At 38.8% G+C, this 15,337-nt stretch carries 15 protein-coding genes; 6 read left to right on the top strand and 9 right to left on the bottom strand.

Translation table 11 applies throughout. The annotated features are described in order from the left end of the window. The first annotated feature begins 8 nt into the window (after positions 1 to 8). From H9Q20_RS08465 to H9Q20_RS08480, 4 genes are all read left to right on the top strand, one after another. Positions 9 to 389 carry a hypothetical protein gene (locus tag H9Q20_RS08465; RefSeq protein WP_187477488.1) on the top strand — a complete coding sequence of 127 codons (381 nt, stop codon included), beginning with the start codon at positions 9 to 11 and terminating at the stop codon, positions 387 to 389. A 95-nt stretch (positions 390 to 484) separates the two neighbouring features. Beyond that, positions 485 to 1,411: a citrulline utilization hydrolase CtlX gene (gene ctlX, locus H9Q20_RS08470; protein ID WP_187477489.1), complete on the top strand. Its 927-nt coding sequence runs from the start codon at positions 485 to 487 to the stop codon at positions 1,409 to 1,411. Between the two features lie 901 nt (positions 1,412 to 2,312). Further along, complete coding sequence (locus tag H9Q20_RS08475; protein ID WP_187477490.1) at positions 2,313 to 4,340, top strand: hypothetical protein; 2,028 nt, start codon at positions 2,313 to 2,315, stop codon at positions 4,338 to 4,340. Between the two features lie 140 nt (positions 4,341 to 4,480). Next, a complete protein-coding gene (locus H9Q20_RS08480; RefSeq protein WP_187477491.1) occupies positions 4,481 to 5,068 on the top strand; it encodes a hypothetical protein in 588 nt (195 codons plus the stop codon). Positions 5,069 to 5,421: 353 nt separating this feature from the next. Here the strand turns inward: H9Q20_RS08480 and rluF are convergent, their stop codons facing one another. The 9 genes from rluF to H9Q20_RS08525 all read right to left on the bottom strand — a co-directional run bounded on the left by rluF (position 5,422) and on the right by H9Q20_RS08525 (position 14,152). Further along, on the bottom strand, positions 5,422 to 6,156 hold the full coding sequence (gene rluF, locus H9Q20_RS08485) for a 23S rRNA pseudouridine(2604) synthase RluF (protein WP_124641071.1): 735 nt from the start codon (positions 6,154 to 6,156) through the stop codon (positions 5,422 to 5,424). A 142-nt stretch (positions 6,157 to 6,298) separates the two neighbouring features. Next, positions 6,299 to 7,213 carry a dimethylarginine dimethylaminohydrolase family protein gene (locus H9Q20_RS08490; protein WP_124641073.1) on the bottom strand — a complete coding sequence of 305 codons (915 nt, stop codon included), beginning with the start codon at positions 7,211 to 7,213 and terminating at the stop codon, positions 6,299 to 6,301. 73 nt (positions 7,214 to 7,286) lie between these two features. Continuing rightward, positions 7,287 to 7,712, bottom strand: a complete 426-nt coding sequence (locus H9Q20_RS08495; RefSeq protein WP_124641075.1) for an OsmC family protein — start codon at positions 7,710 to 7,712, stop codon at positions 7,287 to 7,289. Between the two features lie 64 nt (positions 7,713 to 7,776). After that, on the bottom strand, positions 7,777 to 9,099 hold the full coding sequence (locus H9Q20_RS08500; RefSeq protein WP_262385496.1) for a DUF58 domain-containing protein: 1,323 nt from the start codon (positions 9,097 to 9,099) through the stop codon (positions 7,777 to 7,779). A 129-nt stretch (positions 9,100 to 9,228) separates the two neighbouring features. Next, positions 9,229 to 10,239, bottom strand: a complete 1,011-nt coding sequence (locus H9Q20_RS08505; protein WP_124641085.1) for an AAA family ATPase — start codon at positions 10,237 to 10,239, stop codon at positions 9,229 to 9,231. Positions 10,240 to 10,262: 23 nt separating this feature from the next. Beyond that, positions 10,263 to 11,438, bottom strand: a complete 1,176-nt coding sequence (locus tag H9Q20_RS08510; RefSeq protein WP_187477492.1) for a DUF4350 domain-containing protein — start codon at positions 11,436 to 11,438, stop codon at positions 10,263 to 10,265. Between the two features lie 6 nt (positions 11,439 to 11,444). Continuing rightward, positions 11,445 to 12,230, bottom strand: coding sequence for a DUF4129 domain-containing protein (locus H9Q20_RS08515; RefSeq protein WP_187477493.1), 786 nt, complete (start codon positions 12,228 to 12,230; stop codon positions 11,445 to 11,447). Continuing rightward, positions 12,220 to 13,191, bottom strand: a complete 972-nt coding sequence (locus tag H9Q20_RS08520) for a DUF4013 domain-containing protein (protein WP_124641091.1) — start codon at positions 13,189 to 13,191, stop codon at positions 12,220 to 12,222. Before H9Q20_RS08520 ends, H9Q20_RS08515 begins: the two co-directional genes overlap by 11 nt. Continuing rightward, positions 13,148 to 14,152, bottom strand: coding sequence for a stage II sporulation protein M (locus H9Q20_RS08525; RefSeq protein ID WP_124641093.1), 1,005 nt, complete (start codon positions 14,150 to 14,152; stop codon positions 13,148 to 13,150). The genes H9Q20_RS08520 and H9Q20_RS08525 overlap by 44 nt, the downstream gene beginning before the upstream one ends. 21 nt (positions 14,153 to 14,173) lie before the next feature. Here H9Q20_RS08525 and H9Q20_RS08530 point away from each other — a divergent pair, with 21 nt between their 5' ends. Next, complete coding sequence (locus H9Q20_RS08530; RefSeq protein WP_124641095.1) at positions 14,174 to 14,929, top strand: RDD family protein; 756 nt, start codon at positions 14,174 to 14,176, stop codon at positions 14,927 to 14,929. Positions 14,930 to 15,025: 96 nt separating this feature from the next. Beyond that, the gene (locus H9Q20_RS08535; RefSeq protein ID WP_124641097.1) at positions 15,026 to 15,316 is read left to right on the top strand and encodes a GNAT family N-acetyltransferase; all 291 of its coding nucleotides are present in this window, start codon (positions 15,026 to 15,028) and stop codon (positions 15,314 to 15,316) included. Positions 15,317 to 15,337 lie beyond the last annotated feature (21 nt).

Below are 15,337 nucleotides of genomic sequence, written 5' to 3' on the forward strand. Positions count from 1 at the left end.
CGCACAAAATGAAAAAAACAATCCTTGGCCTTTTGATGTTGGGTCTACTCACACTTACCGCCTGTACTAAAGAATCGGGCAATAAAAACATCGTTAAATCTGAAACGACAGCGGAAGATCCGTCTGTGGATAAAGCGCATCGTTCAGGTAGCAATACCTATACCTACAGAGGCTTGGAAGGGTACAGAGCGAAGGTGAATTTTACCAACCTCGACGGTGAGAATACCGTGACCATTCAAGCCAACAACAACCGTTTTCAGTTGGATAAAAAATCCGAAGATGAAGGCGAAGTTCATTACGAAAGAAACGGAATTTCGGCCATTTCAAAAGGCGATTCCCTGATCGTTACCCAAGACGGAAATGTCATTCCTTTGGCTTGGGACAATTAAAATAGAAAACACCGTATTTCCATCATGGAAGGATTGTCTTTTTAGTCCTTCCATGATTTTTTTTTGCCTATTTTTGTCTTCAAATTTTTATAAAAATGCAACAGACGACCAATACTGTACTCATGATAGAGCCTATCGCTTTTGGATACAATGCTCAGACTGCCGAAAATAATTATTTCCAAGTGAACCAACAAGGCGATGAAACCCAACAAAAAGCGTTGGTAGAGTTTAATAATTTCGTAACCAAACTTCGCGAGAAAGGCATCCAAGTTATTACGGTAAAAGATACATTGGATCCGCATACACCGGATTCTATTTTCCCCAACAATTGGGTGAGCTTTTCTGCCGATGCAAAGGTTTTTCTCTATCCAATGTTTGCTCCCAACCGTAGAGACGAGAGAAGAATGGACATTTTGGAAATGGTACAATCTAAAGGTTTTAAAGTTGATGAAATCGTCGATCTAAGTGCTTCAGAAAAAGAAAATCTTTTTTTGGAAGGTACAGGAAGTATGATTTTCGACCATGTGAATAAGATCGCTTATGGCTCGGTTTCTCTTCGTTTGGACGAACAATTATTTAGAGATTTTTGTGAAAAAATAGGGCATCACGCAGTGGTTTTCCACAGTTATCAAACGGCAGGAGAACAAAGGTTGCCCATCTACCATACCAATGTGATGATGTGTGTAGCAGATCGTTTTGCTGTAATTTGTTTGGATTGTATTGACGATGTTGCTGAGAGAAAAATGGTGAAAAATACACTGTTGAATTCCGGTAAAGAGATTGTTGAAATTACCGAGCAACAAATGCAAAATTTTGCCGGAAATATGCTTCAAGTTAACAACAACGAAGGCGTAACTTTTCTTGTGATGAGCCAGACGGCCTACAAATCTTTGAATGCTGAGCAAGTGATTGCCATAGAAAAATATTCAGAAATTATCTACTCGGATCTCAACACCATTGAAGTGAACGGAGGCGGTAGTGCAAGATGCATGTTAGCAGAAGTCTTCTTACCAAAGATTTAAGCACATCTTTTCAGTAATTTAGATACCACCTTTTGGGTGGTTTTTTTATTTTCGGAAGTGAAAATATTTATGCTTTTCATGAAAATAAATGGGCTTTTTAAAAAAAAATATTTAATTTTTTAATTAATTTTTATAATATTGCAAAGGAAAGTTGCGAGTGCGAAGTTTTAGCATTAACGATTTGTTAATACTCAACGGTTCTGCAAGTCCAAAAGCACGAAGAAAATAGAATGGAAAATAGAAAGTTTATTACTTGTAATAAACCGTTGTATGTTGTACAGCGGATTTTCTATTTGTGTTTCGTACTTTTTCCTACCTTAGTTTTCGCGCAATCATCTGTCGCAAACAAATCCCAAATACATCTTACAAACGGTGCTGTATTTTTTTCCAATGAAGAGAATGCAAATAAAAAGCATGTAGAAAAGATCCACATAACAAGTGGAGCGCAATTAGTTATTTCTCCTCAAACTAAGCTTACAGTTGTTCAAAAAAGAAAATCGTCTTCTTTTGTTCCTAAAGAAAATTCTCAAAAGAAAATCAAGGAGCTTAAAAAGAAGATTGCTCTCAACCAAAACAAAATTCAGCATACGAATCGTTTTGTAAACCATACAAGCTCCGAGAAATTCAGCAGTTCTCATCGGTTTTCGAGTATAGCAATACCGAGCATTCAGTTGAGCCAAGACTTTGGAAAGCATCACGAATTTGTTTTTCATGTTTTTGATTTTGGCTACACAATCGTGTTGCTGTTTTTGACAGCAGGATTTGTTTTAAATATTTCTCACAACTCGTTTAGAGTTCGTCCTCCCCCTTTTCATTTGTCGTTCGGCTTTTAGCCAAGGTATTTCACATCATGATATCGCACGATGTAAATAAAAATTTCAAAAAATAAAATTTTTTACAAATGAATAAAATCAAACAATTTTTAGCATTGTTGTTGGTCTTTTTTACGACTTTCACCTATGCACAATACTGCGTTACTGGTTGTAACGACAATGCTTATATAAACTCGGTAGATCCCAATACCATAGAGTACGATAATATGGTGTCGAATTTTCATAGCTCGATTATCAAAGAATCCAACGGCAGTTTCAAAGTATGGGGACAGACTACCAATCCGGCAGGCAATGGGCATTTGTATGGTCCGACTATCATTAATAGTACTAACGGGTTCAACTATACCGGTACTCCTCTAAGAGCTACCGCTGCGAGTTATGGAAGCAACAACCAAATGGCTTTACTCACTTCAGATGGTCTTTATATATGGGGGAACACAAATGAAATGGTAGCAACTGCTATAAAAGGTTCAACTGCTTTTGGTGCTGTTTCTATTGGTACTGCCGGAGTAGCCAATGCGAGCAACCTGTCCTATTCAAAAGGCTTACCCAACGGAGTAAATCCAGCAGATGTGAAAATGCTTTTTGGATCTTATGCCACATTGGGTATTGTAACTTGTACAGGTGAGGCATGGGTGCTCTCTTTCAATGGTTCTAAAAATGGGGATGGTAGTACTCAGGGTTCTGGGACAAATGACAATGTTTGGCACCGGGTTTCTACCGCAGCCAATACACCGCTAACCAATGTAGTAGCCATGAGAGGTACTTCTCGTGCCATGATGGCGCTCACTTCTGATGGGAAAATCTACACTTGGGGTACAGGTACTTATACAAATAACGGTAGTGGAGCATCTGATAGAACCTTTGCTACCGAAATTACAAAACCAAGCTTAGGAACAGGGGTTGTGCCAAAAATGATTGGGATGACGCAGTCGTCAGGCGGACAGTCTTATTATTTGTTGGCTTCCGATGGAAAGCTCTACAGCATGGGCGAAAACGGTCACAGACAATTGGGGAACGGCACTACAAATCATGCTACTAATGGTAATGCAAATGAGTTAGTAGACCAAAACTCTTGGGTGAGACCTGCCAAACCCAATACAGCCAACACAGGATACAGTGGGACATTGGACAATGTGGTGTGGATATCTCCTAATGAACACGATGGTAGCAACTACGGAACAATCAGCGTACTGACTGCAGATAAAAAAATGTATTCATGGGGAAATAATAACGGTAATATGATAGGAGCTGCAACATCAGGTGCTTATTATGATCCTATCTATATGTCGGGAAGTTCCGCTAGTGGTACAAATGTAATGCTGCCTACTGACAATATCATGGCTGTTGAAACGGGAGGACATACCACACTCAACATCAAAGAGTGCAGTCAGTATTTTGGTTATGTAGGACATAAAACAAATGGTAGTATGGGAGATGGAACTAATGGTAGTGGCAACCCGAATAAATTTTCTTATGCCACTTCTATTATCCTTCTTTGTGGTTCGCCAACATCACCTACTGTGCAAAACCTGAAGATCTGTCCCAACACTACAAAATCTCTGGCACTTGCGGAATTGGGTTCTGCACCCAACGGATATAAAGTAAAATGGTTTACCGATGCTGCAGGTACAACTGCTGTAGCCAATCCGTCAGCTGTTGGTATTGGTACTTATTATGCTTATTATGTTAGTATTGCGGGTGATGTGAAACAGTGCTCTAACTTGTATTCTACCATAACCGTAAGTAATTACACAGTGGCAGATCCAGAGTATTCAAGTTGTATTACCGCCTGCTTCAACGACCCTGTCCTTACAGGTAACGGACCAGCTACAAAAGTTGGTATCACACTCTTGAAAAGAGCAGGTGCTCAAAACACCGACAACTGGCCAATGGTAAGAAAATCCGGACACATCGCTTTGGAATCCAACACCCAAGGTTTTGTGATCAACAGACTTTCCGCAACGGAAATGGCAGCGATAAAAACTGCAGGCAATGCCGTAGATGGAATGATGGTTTTCGATACCACAAACAAATGCTTGAGCATCTATGACGGTACAGATTGGAAGTGTTTTGATAAAGCAGCTTGCCCATAAATAAAAGGTTGAGGCTGAGGTTTAGGCTGAGGTTAAGGTTAAGACTCAGGTTAAGATTAAGACATTGTACATTTGACATTGTACATTTGACTAAGACTAAGCCCACCTTTTTTAAGATTTATTAATTTAAAAGAAAAACAATGAAAAAATTAATTTTAAGTATATCCATCATGATTTCCGGAATGGCTTTTTCACAAGTCATCATCGGGAATCAAACGGGGACGGCAGGCAATAAAAATGCGGTACTTGTTGAATTTGCATCAGGAAACAAAGGGATCATCTTGCCTTATGTTCGTACCGTGCAGGCCGCAGCAGACCTTACACCGGGAACCATTTTGGTCGATGCTTCGGACGCTACCAAAGCCAAAGTAAAATATTACAAAGACACCAATACTTGGGTCGATCTTAGCTCCGGCAACGAAGCGGATCTGACAAAATTCGTAACTTCTAACTCTCCACTGACCAGGGTGAATGTTATGGACAGCCAACCTACTGCTGCAACGGTGACAGAGGTGGCAACAGCCAAAGCCATTATTGGCGCAGATGCCTCCACCGCCAAAGGGGTTTTGGTATTGGAATCCACCAGCAAAGTGATGGTTTTGCCACAGGTTGCGGATACCAATGATGTTACAGATCCCGCTCCAGGCATGATGGTGTACATCAACAAAGCAGGCGCAAAAAGATTGGCCGTTTTCAACGGTGCCAAATGGACCTATTGGAAGCCTTAAGCTTTTAAAATAAACGAAATGATTTGACCGCCACATTGATTTTTCAATGTGGCGGTTTTTTTATTTAGAAAAGGGTAGGAGGTGTGAAATTTTGTGAGGGGGTGTAAAATTTTAAGTATAATTAAGTATTTTGGTATTTGTATTAAGATGATATTGTTAAATTAGTAGATATTAACATTTTGTTGATGTTTTTTTTGGATTATCATGATAGAAAATTTATATTTGCACTACTAATTTAATCGATTAGTGTTGCTTGCTTTTGGTTATTAGTAAGTTGAAGTCGGGTCAAGTGATTTCATGACACAAAACCTGAAAAATGTTAACGCCACAACCGAGTTGTGGCGTTGCTTTTTTTAATAACTGGCTTCTTCCGTTTTGCTGGAGTGACCAATATCTTGGTTTAAAATTTTCATTTCCTCGGCGGTCAATTCGCGGAATTTTCCATACGGAATGTCCAATTTGATGTTCATGATTCGTATTCTCTTCAGTTTTTTGACATCGTATCCCAGATATTCACACATCCTGCGGATTTGTCGGTTCAGGCCTTGGGTCAAGATGATGCTGAAAACCCGATCCGAAAGCTTTTCTACCGTGCATTTTTTGGTTACGGTATCCAAAATAGGAACTCCCGCAGACATTTTTTGTAAAAATTTAGGCGTGATGGGTTTGTCCACCGTTACAATGTATTCTTTTTCGTGGTTGTTTTTGGCACGAAGTATTTTATTGACAATATCCCCATCGTTGGTCATGATGATCAGCCCTTCACTGGCTTTGTCCAAACGACCAACGGGAAATATTCTTTTGGGGTATTTCATATAGTCCACAATGTTGTTGCGGGTGGTTTTGTTGGTGGTGCACTCTATCCCAACGGGTTTGTGCAGGGCAAGATAGACGAATTCTTCGTTGGGTTTTTCTACGACTTTATCGTTCACCGTAACCACATCTCCGGGCAGTACTTTGGTACCCATTTCAGGGATTTTACCGTTGATTTTTACACGCTGAGCATCAACCAACTTGTCGGCTTCTCTTCGTGAGCAGTATCCAATTTCGCTCAGGTATTTGTTTATTCTAATGCCGGATTCGTCCATGTTTTCTTTTTATATGCTGCAAAAATACTTAAAATTGATTTATCACAGGCTCTTCGTCTGAAACCGGAAGTCGGTAAATAAAAAATCCACCGAAAATATCGATGGATTCATGTCTTATTAAATTCACTTTTTTCTCTGATGATTATTCCCTAACCAACGGCATGGTCGAGCATCTTAGCAATCCGCCCATTTTGGAAATTTCTCTGTAAGGGATTTCTTCGACTGTAAAATTCCATTCTTCTCTCAGAAACTTATTCATTCGCCCAAAAGCTTTGTCGGAAACGATGATTTCTGGAGAAATGGAAAAAATATTCGGGTTCATGTCGAACATTTCCTCATCGTTGATGTGGAAGCAGTTTTCTTCGCCAAAGATGTCCAAAATCAAACGGTAATCGCTTTCATCCACAAAACCATTTTTATAAATGATGCATTTGTCTTTACCAATAGGATTAAAGGTGCAATCCAAATGCAGAACACCTTGGTAAGGGACTCTGTCGTCTTTCTTTAAATCCAAATCGATGATTCTTTTCTTGGGAAAATATTCCTTCAAGATTTCGATGGCATATTCGTTGGTTCTTGCGGTTTTGTACGAACGATAATCTTCGGAAAAGCATGTGCCAACAAAGATGAAATCGTCCCAAACAATGACATCGCCTCCCTCGATATGTGCCGTTTCTGGCAGGTTGATGATTTTGCGCCATTCTACTTTTTCAAAAATAGATCGGTAGGCTTCTTGCTCGTCGGCACGGTCTTTTATGACATTGGAAATGATCATTTTATCGTCGATGACAAAGGCGACATCTCTAGCAAAAACCTGGTTGTAATCTTGGATGATGGCCGGTCTTAGGACATCGACATCGTATTTGTGCAACACTTTTTCAAATTCCGTCATCTCGTGGATGATGTCCTCTTCTGTAGGGTAGGTGTCGTGAGCAATGGTGTGGTAGGATTTGGCATCGTAACTTTCTTCCAAAGTGGGTACCGCACCCATGGATTTTGGTTGACCCAGAACCACGGATCTTAACCTTCCGGTTTCATTTTTTATGTTGAGTTTCATAGATTTTCAGTATTCAACAAATATAAAGAAAGCCTTTTGAATTGGAAAATTTAAAAGGCTTTTAACGGGTAATTTATAGGATTACTTCTTGGTTGTTGACCCAAACGCTGAAGACCACTTCAACCTGAGGTTCTAAAGTTTTGGAAACCGAACAGTATTTGTCAAAAGAAAGCTGCGCTGCTTTCCATGCTTTGTTGGGATCGATATTTCCTTCCAGCATAAATTTCACTAGAATTTTAGAAAAAGGTTTTGCCTCATCTTTTTGTATTCTTTCGCCTTCCACTTCCGCAGAAAAATGGGTGATTTCCTGCCTTTGTTTTTTTAGGATCGCGACCACATCAATGCCGCTGCAACCTGCCACTGCCATCAGTACGGCTTCCATGGGAGAAACGCCTTGTGCATCGGGTTGCGAGGTGTTGTCCAAAAGTATTTTATGTCCGTTTTTGTTGGTGCATTCAAAGAGAAAATCATCGTTGATGCGGTTTAGTTTTATGTTCATTTTTTTTCTTTGTTAAATGGTTTTAATGGTACAAATATAATAGCTTAAAGCTCAAACTCTAAGTTTAAATCATTCCTCGGGCTTTTATTTCCAAATATTGGTTGATGGCTTCTAAGCTGAGGTTTTCCGGCAAGGTGTACAGAGAGAGTATTCCGTATTTTTTCAGTTCCTGAATGATGAGTTTTTTCTCGAAATCGAATTTCTCAGCGATGATTTTATCATAAGTTTCTTCCAGATTTTCAGGTTTTTTCTGCATCAGATTTTGCAGTTCAGAATTTTTAAAGAAAATGACGACCAGCAAATGGTTCTTGGCAATTCCTCTCAGGTATTTTAGCTGCCTTTGTAGCCCATCCAAGGTTTCGAAATTGGTAAACAACATGACCAAACTTCTTTGGTTGATGCCCATTTTCACATCTTGGTACAATCTGTTGTAATCGCTTTCGTAGAACTCGGTTTGTATGTTGTACAAGGCTTCGGATATTTTTTTTAGTTGCCCCGATTTGTTGTCGGCAGCAACGGAATTTTCCATTTTTTTGGAAAAAGTCATCATTCCGGCACGGTCTCCTTTTTTCAGGATGATGTGGGAAAGTGCCATGCTTGCGTTGATGGAATAATCCAGCAGCGACATTCCGTTGAAAGGCATTTGCATCGATCTTCCTTTGTCGATAAGCAAGTAGATTCTTTGGGATTTTTCATCTTGATATTGGTTCACCATCAATTGGTTTCGCTTGGAGGTCGCTTTCCAGTTGATGGTTCTGATGTCATCGCCTTGTACATATTCTTTTATTTGTTCAAACTCCAAGGTATGTCCCAATTTTCGGATTTTCTTCAATCCACCCATCAAAAATTCATTCTGAAGGGCCATCAATTCGTATTTTCTGAGGTGTACAAAAGAAGGGTAGGTCTTCAGCATGTCATCTTTCTGAAAGATGTATTTTCGACTGACCAATTTTAATGGGCTTTGCACAAAAATATTCAGGCTGCCAAAATGGTATTCGCCGCGTTCTTTGGGTTGAAGATTGTAATTTAACAATACATTTTTTCCGGCAGATAGCATGCGCTCAATCAAAAAATCTCTTTTCTGAAACTGAAACGGAATTTCGTCGATAATCTGTGTGGAAATTCTAAAAAAATAATGATTTTTAATGTCCAATTTAACCCAATTGTCATCGCCGTTGGAGAGTTTTTCGGGTAAAATTCTTTGTGCCGAAATTCCGACCTTTTGACCATACAAAAACAAAGTGTCTACTACCAAAAGCACGATGCATAGGACGAGTAATGCATGTCCCAAAATAACAAAAAACGAAAAGAAAAAGCCCAAAACATAGACCATTCCAATGGTTATTAGAACAAGAAAAAATCGTTGGTGTAGGTTGAATGCTTTCAATTTGTTTTTTAGAAGTTAGAGGTTAGAAGTTAGAGGTTAGAAGTTAGAGGTTGGAGGTTTTAGAGTATTAGGTTTTCGGGATATAGAATTTTCACCAAACACTAAAAACCAAACACCAAACACCAAAAACTACCTCGGTATTTCTATTCCGTCCAATATTTGTCGGATGATTTCATCGGCGGTTAAGCCTTCCATTTCTCGTTCTGGAGAGACAATAACGCGGTGTCTAAGCACGGCTAAGCTGGATTCTTTGATGTCTTCCGGAGTGACAAAATCCCGACCTCTGATCCCGGCAAATGCTTTGGAAGCCACTAGCAATGCCAAACTCGCCCTGGGCGAAGCTCCCAAATACAGGAAAGGGTTTTCTCGGGTGTTGTGAATGATTTTTGCGATGTATTCAATCAAATTTTGCTCGATGATGATGTCTTTGATGATCGTCTGATATTTTCTAAGCTGTTCACCGGAAATGATTTGGTTGACCGCTTCGGTTTTGTCCTCGGTTTTGTTTTCGTGTTGTTTTTTGATGATCTCTATTTCTTGCTCCAAGTTCGGGTATCCCACTTCTATTTTGAAAAGAAAACGGTCGAGTTGGGCTTCCGGCAATCGGTAGGTTCCTTCGTGTTCAATAGGGTTTTGGGTGGCAATAACCAAAAAAGGTTGCTCCATGATGTAGGGTTTTCCGTCCAAGGTAATTTGTCTTTCTTCCATCACCTCGAACAAGGCCGATTGCGTCTTGGCTGGCGAACGGTTGATCTCATCAATCAAAATAAAATTGGAAAAAATTGGTCCTTTTTTAAATTCGAAGTCTGTATTTTTCATATTGAAAACCGATGTTCCCAAAATATCCGAAGGCATAAGATCCGGGGTGAATTGTATCCTGCTGAAATCCACAGCGACCGTTTTTGCCAATAATTTTGCCGTGATGGTTTTTGCCACGCCCGGTACTCCTTCGATCAGGACATGCCCGTTGGAAAGCAGCGCTACCAAAAGGTGCTCGACCATTTGGTTTTGTCCGACAATGACTTTGGCAATTTCGGATTTTATATTTTCGATGCTTTGTCTAAGCTCGCTCAGGTCTATTCTGCTCTCGAAATTGGATGCCGTATCGGGGCTATAATTTTGATTTTCTTCTGTATTCATATTGTTGATAATTGTTGGGTGTTTTATTTTCTGATGTGAGGATGAATTTCGTCTAAAAGTGCATTCATTTTTTCAAAATCTTCCCTGTTTACTTGTGCATAAGGATCTAAGGCTTTCGCGATAAGATCTTTTGCTTGTTTTATTTTTTCAAAATCTTTTCCGGTTTTGGATTGTAGTTTTTTCACAAAAGCATCGTCCAAGTTTTTAGGATCTATGAGGAGTTCCATTTTCACTCGGTACAAGAAATACTGTGCTTTTTTGGCCATCATATCGTGGAAATCTCCTTCTTGCAGATAGAGGTTTCCTATGCTTTGTACAAATTCTACCGATTTGTTTTTCAACGGTTCCATCACCGGGATGATGCGTTGTTTTCTTTTTGCTCCAAAAATAGCGAAAACCAATAATCCTCCCAAAAACAGCCACCAAGCGTATTTTAAAGGTGGGTTTTTCAAGATAAAACTGAGCGGTGATGTCGATGGTAGGTCTTTGATGTTGTCCACAAACCAAAGGGTTTTCTGGTCTTTAAGATAAGAGAAAACGCCTTCTGTATATCGTTCGCCATTGGGTTTTAGCAAATAATAATTGGTCAAAAAGGTAGGGTCGCTGTGGTAATAGATATGTCCTTTTCCAAAGTTTATTTTTATAAAATTGGCATTCCATTGGGTGGAGTCCACTTTTATTTTTCCTAAAATTTCGTTTTTTAAATCGCTGTGGGTTATGGTGGAGTTTCCCGGAAATTTGTCCAATTTCAGGCTGTTGTCGGATAGCTTTTTATCGGTGAACTCATACTCGGATTGCTCTTCGTTGTAGTACGCTTCTACCACAAAATTTAGCGAGTCTTGTATTTTTTTGTTGATTTCTGTATCGATGATCATCGCATCGCTACCGCTGTGGATTTGGTTTAATATTTTTTTCCAAGATTCGGCATCCAAATGTTTTTGTATAACCAAAATGGTATGAGGGCTGTTCTTAGGATTTTCGGTGTAATAATGGTACGGCGAAGGCTTTATTCTTTGGACTTTGTTGTGCAAAAGCGCATCGATCTCGTGGTCGAAGACGAACAATCCGAAAGGTGTTTTTTGGTTGATATCAAAGTTTTTTCGCCAATCGGTAATTTCCTTTTTACCCAATTCGAAAAAAGCCAGCAGCGCAAACACCACCAAGAAAATAATCCCGTAAAGTTTAAATGTCTTGTTCATCGAGGATCAGATCTTAAAGTTTTCAAATTGTTTTTGGAACTGTCGGTATTGGTATTGGTCGATTTCAAATTCGCCGTACCAAACGAAATCAAAAATTTTCACCAAATCAAGAAACGACGGATGGATGGAGCTTTTAGACAATTCTTCAGCATAATCTTTGTTGGTTTTTTCCAAATGCCAATCGATGATTTTTTTGTCGCTGAGCTTTTTTAGAACCCACAAAAATTGGTATCGCACGGCAGCTCGGTAGTTTTTCTCCAACTCAAAAGTCGAAATTGTTTTTGGAAAATCTATTTCGTGTATGTTTTCAACTACATCACGATTTTGTATGTTGGTTTTTGGTGCTTTTTTACCCAAAAATAACAATCCGTTTTTAGATGCCAAAAATTTGATGATGAAATATAAAGCCACACCCACCACCAAAAGAGCCATTATTTTTACCAAAGCATCTACCCAGTTCAACGATTGTGTAGGGTTGATCTTACTCAAAATAAAATGAATTAATTTGTTGACTTTTCTCATCACCCTGTCCCACAGAGATTCTCTGGGTTTGGATTGGCTGTAGTCGAAATCTTTACTTTGATAATTTTTGCGGTAATTGGACCTAAAAGTTTTAACATCCAGTAGGCTGTTGGTGTAGGGTTTCATTTTCAAAATGGTGTCGGAGGACATTTTTTTTGAAGTTTTTTGAATGACCGAATCCAAATTTTTAGGCGCAATGCTTGTTGGAGATTCTTGTGACCATCCCCAGTTTGAAATTAAGACAAATAAAATTAGAAAATTAAATTTCATGTTTTCCTATGCTGTCTATTTCCAACAAATCTTCGTTTCTGTGCAAATCCAAACGACTGTCATAATACATCAACCCGGCATTCACATACATGATGTTGGAAAGTAAAAGCGATACCAAAATGGAAATTCCGTAAGTCGCAAAATATATCATCCCCATGGTGCTGTCGTAGAAACCGGTCATGGCAGTGGCTTTGTCGGCATCTGGAATCGTAAGTACCGTTCCGGTCATGATAAAAACAGGAATCATGGAAAAAACTCCGGAAACAATCTGTACAATGAACATGATGACGGCTGTAGATCCCCAATATTTCCAAAAAGGCGATCCATTGTTGATGTTGCTGTATGAAAATTGAGAGCGAATGGCATAGCTGAGTGCCGAGAAAAAGCCTTCTTTACGGTTGAAATAATCGTACAGGGTGAAGCTCATCACATTGGATATGATCGGGATGATGAAGAAAAACAAAAAAATACCGATGATCACAAACATCAACAATACCGAAGCTCCCATAACGATGCCTATGATGGGAAGGATAACAAATACCAATCCCAAACAAAATAAGATGAACTTACCGAAATTTTCCTTCATGTCGGTGATGATGTCGTTTAGTTTTATGTCCTTGTCTTTTGATTCGGCATAGCGCTTTAGATATAAAACCGGAAAGGTATAAACCATCATAATGGCAATGAAGAAGATAACCACAAATGCCACGGCAAGCACGATGAAAAAGCCTAAGTTTTCTTCCAAATACTGCTCAAAATAAAACGATTCTCCTTCCAAATTGGACGAAAATATTTGAGAGAAAAAACTTTTGTAACCCACAACATACAGTGCTACTAAAAAAATGAGAAGCAGCCCGTTGAGGAGAATGAAATTTTTAAAATAATTTTTTCCATTTTCTTTAAAGAAGTTGAAGGTGTCATTGATAAGCGCTCCAAAGTCTCTTTTCTGAAATAATTGCATAGTTGTTTTGTTTTTTATAAACGATAAATGGATAGATAACGAAATAGAAAAAGATCAACGAAAAAGTTCCGAAAATAATCAGAAGGTTCAGCCAAAGTGGCATCTCCATAGAATGTCGGGTAACATAACCTTCTAAAATTCCGGCAACAATAATAAACGGATAGGTGCTGATGTATATTTTGAAACTGTCTCTAAAGCCTTTCTTAAAAGCGTGCATTCTGGAATAGGTTTTAGGAAACAAAATAGAGGCTCCCAAGATTAAGCCACACATGCCAACAATAACAATGGCGGAAATCTCAAAAGCACCGTGGATCCAGATACCTCTGGCACTTTCTGAAAGTACGCCTTGGTTACCAAAAAATGTCTGAAAGGAACCCAGCATGATACAGTTTTGTAGCAATGCATACAGAGATCCCAATCCCAAAAATATACCTGAAATGTACATTTTTGCAGAAACCATCAGGTTGTTGAAGATGATCCCGATGGACATGCCCCAAGTCGATCCGCTGGAATAGACTCCGGTGGCTTCTCCCTTTTTTATGTTTTCTAAAGTCATATTTACATAATCGTCGCCCAAAATCTGTCTTGGGAAATCGGGTTCGTAAATGGTCGAAATAAATCCAATCCCGGTAAAAATGAAGAAAAATAAAAATACATACAGTAAAAATCTTTTGTACTCATAAACCAATAGCGGTACCTCGGTGTCGAAGAAATACAAGAGTCTGTTTTTCTCTAAGCGTTTGGTTTTGTAGATCCTTTGGAATATTTCAGACGAAAGATGGTTCAGGTAAATTGTAGTTTTACTTTTAGGATAATAGGTCTGCGCAAAAGACAAATCGTTGATGAGGTTGATGTACATGCTGGACAAGTCGTCTGGGTTTTTTTGTGCTTTTCCCAAAATAACTTGCTCTACATTCAGCCATTTTTCTTTATTTTGCTTAATAAATGCAATTTCTCTCATCGTTTTGCTAAAATATAAAAAATGTCACAAATTGCCATCACTACTTCACAAAATGTCAATATTTTTTTCAATACCGCCAGTGTCGGCGAAAGAATGTTGGCTTTTACCATCGATATTCTCATCAAGATTGGGTATTTGTTACTCGTTTATTTGGTGGTCATCAAATTTTTAGATCTCGGTACATTCATCAGTAATCTGGATCGTATGTCCAAATCCGTTGTCCTTTTGTTGTTTACCTTTCCCGTTTATTTTGATACCCTTTTTTGGGAAATTACATTGAACGGTCAAACTCTCGGAAAAAAAATAATGAAAATAAAAGTGGTGAAAATTGATGGATACCAAGCTCATGTCTCAGAGTACTTCATGCGATGGATATTGCGATTGGTCGATATTTATTCCAACTCGGGAGTGGTTGGGGTAACGGCGATGGTGGTTTCCAAAAATGGACAGCGATTGGGCGATATGGTCAGCGGCACCACGGTGATTTCACTAAAAAATAAAGTTCATATTTCGCATACCATTATCGAAAATTTACAGGAAGATTATCAGCCTGTTTTTCCTCAAGTTATTGCTTTTTCGGATGACGATATGCGCATCATCAAGGATAATTTCCAAAAAGCGATAAGGCATAAAGACCAACAAGTACTTCGAAAATTGGCTGAAAAAATACAAAGTGTAATTTCTGTAAACGACGATTTGATGGGACTTACGGACAGAAAATTTATTGAAACCGTTATCAAAGACTATAATTTTTATACCGGAAAAGTTGTGGCGTAAACTAGAAGTTAGAAGTTAGAGGTTAGAAATTAGAAGTTAGAAATTATAGGTTAGAAGCTAGAAACCAAACACCAAACACAAAACACCAAACCCAATATGGAATTCAAAAATACACAAAACGGAAACGGTGGTTTCATCACCCTTTCCAACGAAGAAGAGGAAATTGGCAGACTGACTTATACCATTTTCCCAGAAGATGAAAAATTAATCATTTCCTTTGTCTATGTAAGTCCAAAATATGAAGGAAAAGGGATGGGAAAATTGTTGGTAAGCGAAGGAATTTCTTTTGCTAGAGACCATCATTGGAAAGTTTTCCCTCATTGTTCCTATGCCAGAACGGTCATGTCCAGAATGCCTGATGTTGAGGATGTTTTCCTCCATTCATAATCTTGTTTTAATGAATTTTTA

It is taken from the genome of Amniculibacterium sp. G2-70, from assembly GCF_014353055.1.
In the GTDB taxonomy this organism is placed as follows: Bacteria; Bacteroidota; Bacteroidia; order Flavobacteriales; family Weeksellaceae; genus Amniculibacterium; species Amniculibacterium aquaticum.

Bases quoted from the DNA above. Each gene is read 5' to 3' on its own strand.
- H9Q20_RS08465 (WP_187477488.1), top strand. From the start codon at position 9: ATGAAAAAAACAATCCTTGGCCTTTTGATGTTGGGTCTACTCACACTT.
- ctlX (WP_187477489.1), top strand. From the start codon at position 485: ATGCAACAGACGACCAATACTGTACTCATGATAGAGCCTATCGCTTTT.
- H9Q20_RS08475 (WP_187477490.1), top strand. From the start codon at position 2,313: ATGAATAAAATCAAACAATTTTTAGCATTGTTGTTGGTCTTTTTTACG.
- H9Q20_RS08480 (WP_187477491.1), top strand. From the start codon at position 4,481: ATGAAAAAATTAATTTTAAGTATATCCATCATGATTTCCGGAATGGCT.
- rluF (WP_124641071.1), bottom strand. From the start codon at position 6,156: ATGGACGAATCCGGCATTAGAATAAACAAATACCTGAGCGAAATTGGA.
- H9Q20_RS08490 (WP_124641073.1), bottom strand. From the start codon at position 7,213: ATGAAACTCAACATAAAAAATGAAACCGGAAGGTTAAGATCCGTGGTT.
- H9Q20_RS08495 (WP_124641075.1), bottom strand. From the start codon at position 7,712: ATGAACATAAAACTAAACCGCATCAACGATGATTTTCTCTTTGAATGC.
- H9Q20_RS08505 (WP_124641085.1), bottom strand. From the start codon at position 10,239: ATGAATACAGAAGAAAATCAAAATTATAGCCCCGATACGGCATCCAAT.
- H9Q20_RS08510 (WP_187477492.1), bottom strand. From the start codon at position 11,438: ATGAACAAGACATTTAAACTTTACGGGATTATTTTCTTGGTGGTGTTT.
- H9Q20_RS08515 (WP_187477493.1), bottom strand. From the start codon at position 12,230: ATGAAATTTAATTTTCTAATTTTATTTGTCTTAATTTCAAACTGGGGA.
- H9Q20_RS08520 (WP_124641091.1), bottom strand. From the start codon at position 13,191: ATGCAATTATTTCAGAAAAGAGACTTTGGAGCGCTTATCAATGACACC.
- H9Q20_RS08525 (WP_124641093.1), bottom strand. From the start codon at position 14,152: ATGAGAGAAATTGCATTTATTAAGCAAAATAAAGAAAAATGGCTGAAT.
- H9Q20_RS08530 (WP_124641095.1), top strand. From the start codon at position 14,174: ATGTCACAAATTGCCATCACTACTTCACAAAATGTCAATATTTTTTTC.
- H9Q20_RS08535 (WP_124641097.1), top strand. From the start codon at position 15,026: ATGGAATTCAAAAATACACAAAACGGAAACGGTGGTTTCATCACCCTT.